Source organism: Nocardiopsis sp. CC223A, assembly GCF_030766825.1.
Taxonomy (GTDB): Bacteria; Actinomycetota; Actinomycetes; order Streptosporangiales; family Streptosporangiaceae; genus Nocardiopsis.
The window spans coordinates 1-6,407 of sequence record NZ_JASFDV010000150.1; the positions used below are offsets into that span (position 1 = coordinate 1).

The window sequence follows — 6,407 nt, forward strand, 5'->3', positions numbered from 1 at the left end:
TGCCGAGTATAGGGGGGCGCATCGAGGACGTCAAACCACAACCCGGGTCGTGTGTCGAACCGGGAATCCGGCGCCCTTGCGGGCGCAGCCGCGTCTCTGGGTCCTGGGGGCCTCGTGCCTCGGGCGCTCCCCACACCGGGAGCCGCCTGCACACATCGGCCGTTGTCACTGGACAACAGACGTTCTCCCCCGGGAGATTCCCCCCGAAACCCCCATGGCGGGGCAAATTTTCCGCCCCCGCTGCACTCCCCCGCAACGCCGAGGGCCGGCGCCCGTGGACGCCGGCCCTCGTGGATCCCGTGGCTCAGCCGGTCAGAACGACTCCGCCGATGTTGCGCTTGCCCTTGCGCAGCACCACGAACCGCCCCTGGAGGACGTCGTCCTCGGTGAGGCGCGCCTCCACGTCGGTGACCTTGGTGTTGTTCACGTAGGCACCGCCCTCCTGGATGGCGCGGCGGGCCGCGGACTTGCTCGGGGTCAGGCCGCTCTGGGCGAACAGGTCCGCGACCGTCGGCAGGTCGGCCACCGGGCCGGCCGCCTCGGTCTTGGGCACCTCCGCCAGAGCCGCCTCCAGGGTGCGCGCGTCGAGCTCGGAGAGCTCGGCACGGCCGAAGAGGGCCAGGCTGGCGTCGATGACCTTGCGGCACTCGTCCGCGCCGTGCACCAGCGTGGTGAGCTCCTCCGCCAGGGCGCGCTGGGCCGCGCGGGCCTGCGGGCGCTCCTGTGTCAGGCGCTCAAGTTCGGCGATCTCCTCCCGGGAGCGGAAGCTGAACACCTTGAGGTAGCGGACCACCTCGCGGTCGTCGGTGTTGAACCAGAACTGGTAGAACGCGTACGGCGAGGTCAGCTCCGGGTCCAGCCACACCGAGCCGGTCTCGGTCTTGCCGAACTTGGTGCCGTCGGCCTTGGTGAGCAGGTTGGTGGTCAGGGCGTGCGCCTGGCCGTGCGGTTCGTTGCCGTCGATCCGGCGGACGAGGTCCAGGCCCGCGGTGATGTTGCCCCACTGGTCGGAGCCGCCGGTCTGGAGCGTGCACCCGAAGCGCCGGTACAGCTGCACGAAGTCGTAGGACTGCAACAGCACGTAGCTGAACTCGGTGTAGCTCATGCCCTCGCCGTCGAGGCGGCTCTTGACGGTCTCGCGGGCGAGCATCTGGTTGATGCTGAAGTGCTTGCCCACGTCGCGCAGGAACTCGATGGCGTTGATATCCGACAACCACTCGCCGTTGTCGGCCAGGATCGCGTCGGTCGGCCGCGGGGTCTCCCCCTCGGGGGTGAACCGCAGGAACGCGGACAGCTGGCCGCGCAGCGCCTCCACCCAGCCCTGCACGGTCTCCACGGAGTTGAGCTGGCGCTCGGCGTTCGGCTTGGGGTCGCCGATCATGCCGGTCCCGCCGCCGACCAGGGCGATGGGTCGGTGCCCCGCCTGCTGGAAGCGGGCCAGGGTGAGGATCTGGGTGAGGTGACCGACGTGCAGGCTCCCCGCCGTCGGGTCGAAGCCGCAATACAGGGTGATCGGACCATCGGCGATCGCCTTGCGGAGTGCGTCAAGGTCGGTCGTCTGCGCGATGAGGTCGCGCCACTGGAGTTCGTCGATGATGTCGGTCACTGTGCTTGCTCTCTGATTCGTAGGCGGGCCTGGGCCCGATCTGCCTTGCAGTGTAGGTCGGGCCCGGAGGAGGCACACCCTCTTTTCCCCTCCGCCGCCTCTGACCTGCGCTCCACCGCCACGCTATCGGTTCCGCGCCCGAGGGCGTTCGCGCGGCTCCCGGAATCCCTGCGGGACGGGGCCTTGACATCTTTGGCTAACGCAATTAGCTTAAAAGCTATGGAGATGAGCTTGAGTAGTGGGGAGCGGGCCGTGCGATACCTCGCCCGGCCCCGGGGCCGGATCGCCTACGACCTGTACGGGGCCGACAACACCGACGGCACCCTGGTGGTCTGCGTGCCCGGCATGTTCGACCACCGGGCGTCCTTCCGGTACGTGGGCGAGGCCCTGGCCGCGGCCGGGCACCGGGTCGCCGCCATGGACCTGCGCGGGCACGGGGACAGCGACACGACCTTCGACGACCACACCAACCGGGCCGCGGCCACCGACGCCGTCGCACTGGCCGAGGAACTGGGCGGGCGGGACGTCGTCATGGTCGGCACCTCGATGGGCGGCGCGGCCGTGGCCATCGCCGCGTTGGAGCGGCCCGACCTGGTGGCCGGCATCGTTCCCATGGCGGCTTTCCTGCGCGACGGGAACCCGAACGTGTTCCTGCGGATCGCCCTGCGGCTGATGCTGCTGCGCCCCTGGGGGCCGCGAGCGCTGGTCGGCCTCTACGACGGTCTGCACAAGGGCCGCAAGCCGCAGGGCCACCGGGAGCAGCTGGACCGGATCCTGGCGATGCTGCGTCCCGCCGACCGGTTCCGGGCCGTGCGCAGGACCGTCCACGCCCCGAACGAGGAGGTCCTGACGGCGGAGGGCCTGCGTGCCCGGGCCGTGGTGATCGGCGGCTCGCTGGACCCCGACTGGAAGGACCCGGCGGCGGAGGCCGCCTGGGTGGGCTCGGTCGTCGGCGGCCGGGTGGTGATGCTGCCCGAGTGCGGCCACTACCCCCAGAGCCAGCGTCCCGACCTGGTCGTACCGGTACTGGAGGAGCTGATCGCGCAGGTGCGGGCCGATGCCTAGGGCCGGGCTCACCCCGGAACTGGTGGTCGCCGAGGCCGCCCGGCTGGTGGACGAGGAGGGCTGGGAGGCCCTGTCCCTGGCCGCGGTGGCCAAGCGGTTCGGTGTGGCCGTGCCCAGCCTGTACAAGCACGTCGGGGGACTGCCCGGGCTGCGGAGCGGGGTCGCGGTGCTGGCCGCGAACGAGATCGGCGAGGCCGTGCAGCGGGCGGCCGTGGGCCGCTCCGGGCCGGACGCGCTGCGCGCCTGCGCCGACGCCTACCGCGCCTACGCCCACGCACACCCCGGACGCTACGTCTGCCTGCAACGGCTCCCCCGGGTGGCCGCCCCCGACGTGAAGTTGGACACCGATCCGGTCGCGGTGCTGACGGCGGTGCTGCGCGGTTTCGGGATCACCGAGGAGCGGTCGGTGCACGCGGTCCGGGCGCTGCGCAGTGCGCTGCACGGCTTCGTGGACCTGGAGGTGCAGGGCGGGTTCGGTCTCCCCGAGGACGTGGACGAGAGTTTCGCGCTGTTGGTGGAGGGGTTCGTGCGCGCTTACCGGGACTGGCCCGGGAGCCCGGGTGACGGCGGGGCGGCCCGCGGACGGAGGACGGACTGATGTTGGCGGGGCACTTCGGGGTGGCCGGGATCGTCAAGGCGTGGCGGCCGGGGATACCGATGGCGGCACTGCTGGTGGCCTCGCAGGCTCCCGACCTGGTGTTCGCTCCGTTGGCCGCGATGGGCGCGGAGTCCATGGCGCCCGCCGCCCCCGGGCTGAGCGGGTACGGGTCGCTGCTCATCACCGCGCCGTTCTCGCACGCCCTGGTGTCGAACGTGGTGCTCGCAGCGGTCGTGGGGCTGCTGGTGCAGGTGTTCCTGCGACGGCGGTGGGGGTCCGATGCCGGGTGGGTGCTGGGCGGAGTGGTGTTCTCGCACTGGCTGCTCGACCTGCTGGTGCACCGGCCCGACATGCCGCTGCTGCCCGGTGGTTCCGGTCCGCCGCTGCTGGGCCTGGGCCTGTGGGAGGTCCCCGTGGCGGCGGCCGTGGTGGAGGGCGGGCTGGTGGCGGCCGGGGTGTTGCTGTACGGGTGGCGCACACTGCGGGAGCCGCCGGACCGAAGGCGGGCGTGGGCGTACAGCGCCGGGGTGGGGGTACTGCTGGTCGGGTCGTTCGTGTTCGACCTCTTCGCCTCCTGAGTCCCCCCGTCCCACGGGTCCGCGCTCCGCTCCCGGTCCCCGTTGCGGGCCGCCGGGTCGCAGGCGACGCCGCCCGGTGTTCCCGACCGGCCCCGATATGCGACAAGCTGGGGGTCGGCGCCGCTCCACGGCGGCGCGCCCCGTTCACCAGCTCGTGGAGTTCCCTCATGGCCGATAAGAAGTCGTCGTCGAAGCTGCGCGGGATCATCTCCGCCGTCGTCGGTGTGATCGCCGTCGCAGTGTTCGCCCTGTACCAGCTCGGGATCATCGACCTGGGCACGGAGGAGGAGGCCGGCTCCCCGCAGGACGGCGCCACCTCCACCCCCTCCGGTGACCTGTCCGTCGAGCAGGCCCGGACCATGCTGGGCGAACTGACCGTCGAGGCGGAGAACGATCCGCCCGGGTACGACCGCGCGATGTTCCCCCACTGGAGCAGCGAGGACGGCTGCGACACCCGGCAGACGGTGCTGGAGCGATCCGGCGAGAGCGTGGAGATGAACGACGACTGCCGGGCCGTCTCCGGCTCCTGGTACAGCGCCTACGACGGCGAGACCTTCACCGACCCCCAGGACCTCGACATCGACCACATGGTGCCGCTGAAGGAGGGCTGGCGCTCGGGGGCCCACGCGTGGACCACCGAGGAGCGGGAGGGGTTCGCCAACGACCTGGAGTCGTCGCCGCAGCTGTGGGCGGTCAGCGCCACGACCAACCGGTCCAAGAGCGACTCCGACCCCGCCGACTGGATGCCCCCGCTGGAGTCGATGCACTGCGAGTACGTGGCCGCGTGGATCGAGGTCAAGCACGTGTGGAACCTGAGCGTGGACCCCGACGAGGAGGCCGCGCTGCGCGAGGTGCTGGACGGCTGCTGAGCCGCTGGACCGGAGCCGCCCGCGGAGCGGCGCCGACGCCGGGACGGCCCGGCGCATCGGGGCACGTCCCGGGTGTGCCGGGCCGTTCGTCGTAGAGCGGTGGGGGCCGAGCCGATGCGGCGGGCCGGGGTCGACCCGTGGCGCCGGGCCGGCGCCGGGGACATCCCCGGCCCGGAGCACGGGCCGGGCGGCACCCGGTATGGCGTGGGCGACCTCAGCCGGGTTCGGCGGGGGTGACCCCCCGGGCGGTGGCCAGCAGTTCTTCCGGTCCGAGGATGCCGAAGGCGTCGCGGACCTCCACCGCGACACCCGTGCCCGGGGTCCAGAAGGCCTCGGTCTCACCGTGCAGGGCCGGGACCCCGTCGTTGTCGAACGGGGTGAGCTCCCATTCGTCCGGATCGCGTTCGTGGTACTCGGCGAGGAAGGCCCGCAGCGCGTCCAGGTCGGTGAGCACGTCCCCGCGCAGGACCAGGATCTGCAACACCACCTCGGCACCGCCCCCCTCCCTGGGGCGTTCCCACACCCTGCTGGTGAAGGCGACGTCTCCCCACTCGTACTCGAAGTCGGAGACCGAGGTCCGGTCGTCGATCGCCGCTGGCAGGTGTCCGATGCTGAAGCCGTCCAACTCTCCCCCTCGTAGGTCGGTGACGGCGGCGGCCGTCGTGAGCGCGAGCGTGAGCGCCGCGGCGAGGAACGCCGCGGCCGTGCCGATGAAGGGCATGGGGCCTCCGACCGGTGCGGTGCGGGACCCTCCCGGACCTTCCGGCTCCCTTTCATGCTGGGCCGCGCCCGGGGCCCAGACCAGCGTGTTCCGGAACCTGTGGATAACTCCGCTCCGACACGCGCCGCCGCCCGGTTCCGTCCCCTTCCCGCTCGTGCCCGGACCAATCCGGTGGGGCGGCGGACGGCGGGGGACATCGGTGTGAAGCGCGGGGAACGGGAGCGCACCGGGCGGCCGGGAACGGGGCGGGGGCGGGTGCCCGGGGTCCGCGGAGAGGGCGCGCACGGGCGGCGGTCCGTCGGACCGTCCGGTGCGGGCGGCGGAGGAACTACGAGGGACTACAGGGAGCGCAGGCCGACGAGAACGGCGTGCAGGATGTCCTTGCGGGCCAGCGGGCGGGAGGGACCGCACCGTTGCAGGGAGCCGTCCGCCATCATGCGGGCGGCCATGGCCCTGACCTGGCCGACGGGAAGATTGACCTCGGCGGCCAGCTCGACGACGGTGCGGGCCCGCAGGGCGTGGCGGAGGATGGCCTCGCGCTCCGGGCGCAGCCATTCGCGGCGTCCCGGGGTGCGGGCGGCGACCACCAGGGTGAGCAGGTCGAGCGTCTCGGGCCCCGGGCCCGGGCCGGTTCCGTCCGGGTCGCCGGCGGCCACGGCGAACGGGCGCAGGAACCGTTCCTCGGCCCGGTTCGGGTCGGCCTCGCCGCCGGGGTCGCGGTCCGCGCCCTTCTTTTCGTGTCGGGCCAGGGCCCGGCGTCTGTCATGGCTCACTGTGTCCTCCCGGTGGTGTGGGAGCCGGTACTCGGGAGACGTCCCGCTCACGGGGCACGGGGCGTTTGGGCAGGGGGACCCGGTCCGGGTCCGGGGCGCCGTCGGGGCCCCGCCGGGAGCGCCGGGGGCCCGCGGCCCGCTCGTCGGGGACGCCGTGCGGGTCCTCGTCGACGGGCCGGCCGTCCGGGGCCGGGAAG

Annotated in this window: 8 protein-coding genes; 4 read left to right on the forward strand and 4 right to left on the reverse strand. The window is 72.8% G+C overall.

Going from position 1 to position 6,407, the window contains the following annotated elements:
• Window positions 1–304 precede the first annotated feature (304 nt).
• Window positions 305–1,606, reverse strand: a complete 1,302-nt coding sequence (gene tyrS, locus QJS33_RS30825; protein ID WP_306371599.1) for a tyrosine--tRNA ligase — start codon at window positions 1,604–1,606, stop codon at window positions 305–307.
• A gap of 252 nt (window positions 1,607–1,858) precedes the next feature.
• Between tyrS and QJS33_RS30830 the strand changes: the two genes are divergently transcribed.
• The 4 genes from QJS33_RS30830 (at window position 1,859) to QJS33_RS30845 (ending at window position 4,716) form a co-directional block, all read left to right on the forward strand.
• Window positions 1,859–2,671, forward strand: a complete 813-nt coding sequence (locus QJS33_RS30830) for an alpha/beta fold hydrolase (protein WP_306371605.1) — start codon at window positions 1,859–1,861, stop codon at window positions 2,669–2,671.
• Window positions 2,664–3,269: a TetR/AcrR family transcriptional regulator gene (locus QJS33_RS30835; protein WP_306371600.1), complete on the forward strand. Its 606-nt coding sequence runs from the start codon at window positions 2,664–2,666 to the stop codon at window positions 3,267–3,269. The genes QJS33_RS30830 and QJS33_RS30835 overlap by 8 nt, the downstream gene beginning before the upstream one ends.
• Window positions 3,269–3,847, forward strand: coding sequence for a permease (locus QJS33_RS30840; protein WP_306371601.1), 579 nt, complete (start codon window positions 3,269–3,271; stop codon window positions 3,845–3,847). The genes QJS33_RS30835 and QJS33_RS30840 overlap by 1 nt, the downstream gene beginning before the upstream one ends.
• Before the next feature lie 167 nt (window positions 3,848–4,014).
• Window positions 4,015–4,716 (forward strand): HNH endonuclease family protein, encoded by a 702-nt coding sequence (locus QJS33_RS30845; RefSeq protein ID WP_306371602.1) that lies wholly within the window; start codon window positions 4,015–4,017, stop codon window positions 4,714–4,716.
• Window positions 4,717–4,930: 214 nt separating this feature from the next.
• Here QJS33_RS30845 and QJS33_RS30850 read toward each other — a convergent pair whose 3' ends face one another.
• From QJS33_RS30850 to QJS33_RS30860, 3 genes are all read right to left on the reverse strand, one after another.
• The gene (locus QJS33_RS30850; protein WP_306371606.1) at window positions 4,931–5,341 is read right to left on the reverse strand and encodes a hypothetical protein; all 411 of its coding nucleotides are present in this window, start codon (window positions 5,339–5,341) and stop codon (window positions 4,931–4,933) included.
• 434 nt (window positions 5,342–5,775) lie between these two features.
• Window positions 5,776–6,210, reverse strand: coding sequence for a DUF742 domain-containing protein (locus tag QJS33_RS30855; protein ID WP_306371603.1), 435 nt, complete (start codon window positions 6,208–6,210; stop codon window positions 5,776–5,778).
• The coding region (locus QJS33_RS30860; protein ID WP_306371604.1) for a hypothetical protein at window positions 6,200–6,407 on the reverse strand (208 nt) is incomplete at its 5' end. The genes QJS33_RS30860 and QJS33_RS30855, both read right to left, overlap by 11 nt.

What these genes read in the sequence shown, in the direction of transcription:
- QJS33_RS30845 (WP_306371602.1), top strand. Translation starts at nt 4,015, where the DNA reads ATGGCCGATAAGAAGTCGTCGTCGAAGCTGCGCGGGATCATCTCCGCC.
- QJS33_RS30835 (WP_306371600.1), top strand. Translation starts at nt 2,664, where the DNA reads ATGCCTAGGGCCGGGCTCACCCCGGAACTGGTGGTCGCCGAGGCCGCC.
- QJS33_RS30840 (WP_306371601.1), top strand. Translation starts at nt 3,269, where the DNA reads ATGTTGGCGGGGCACTTCGGGGTGGCCGGGATCGTCAAGGCGTGGCGG.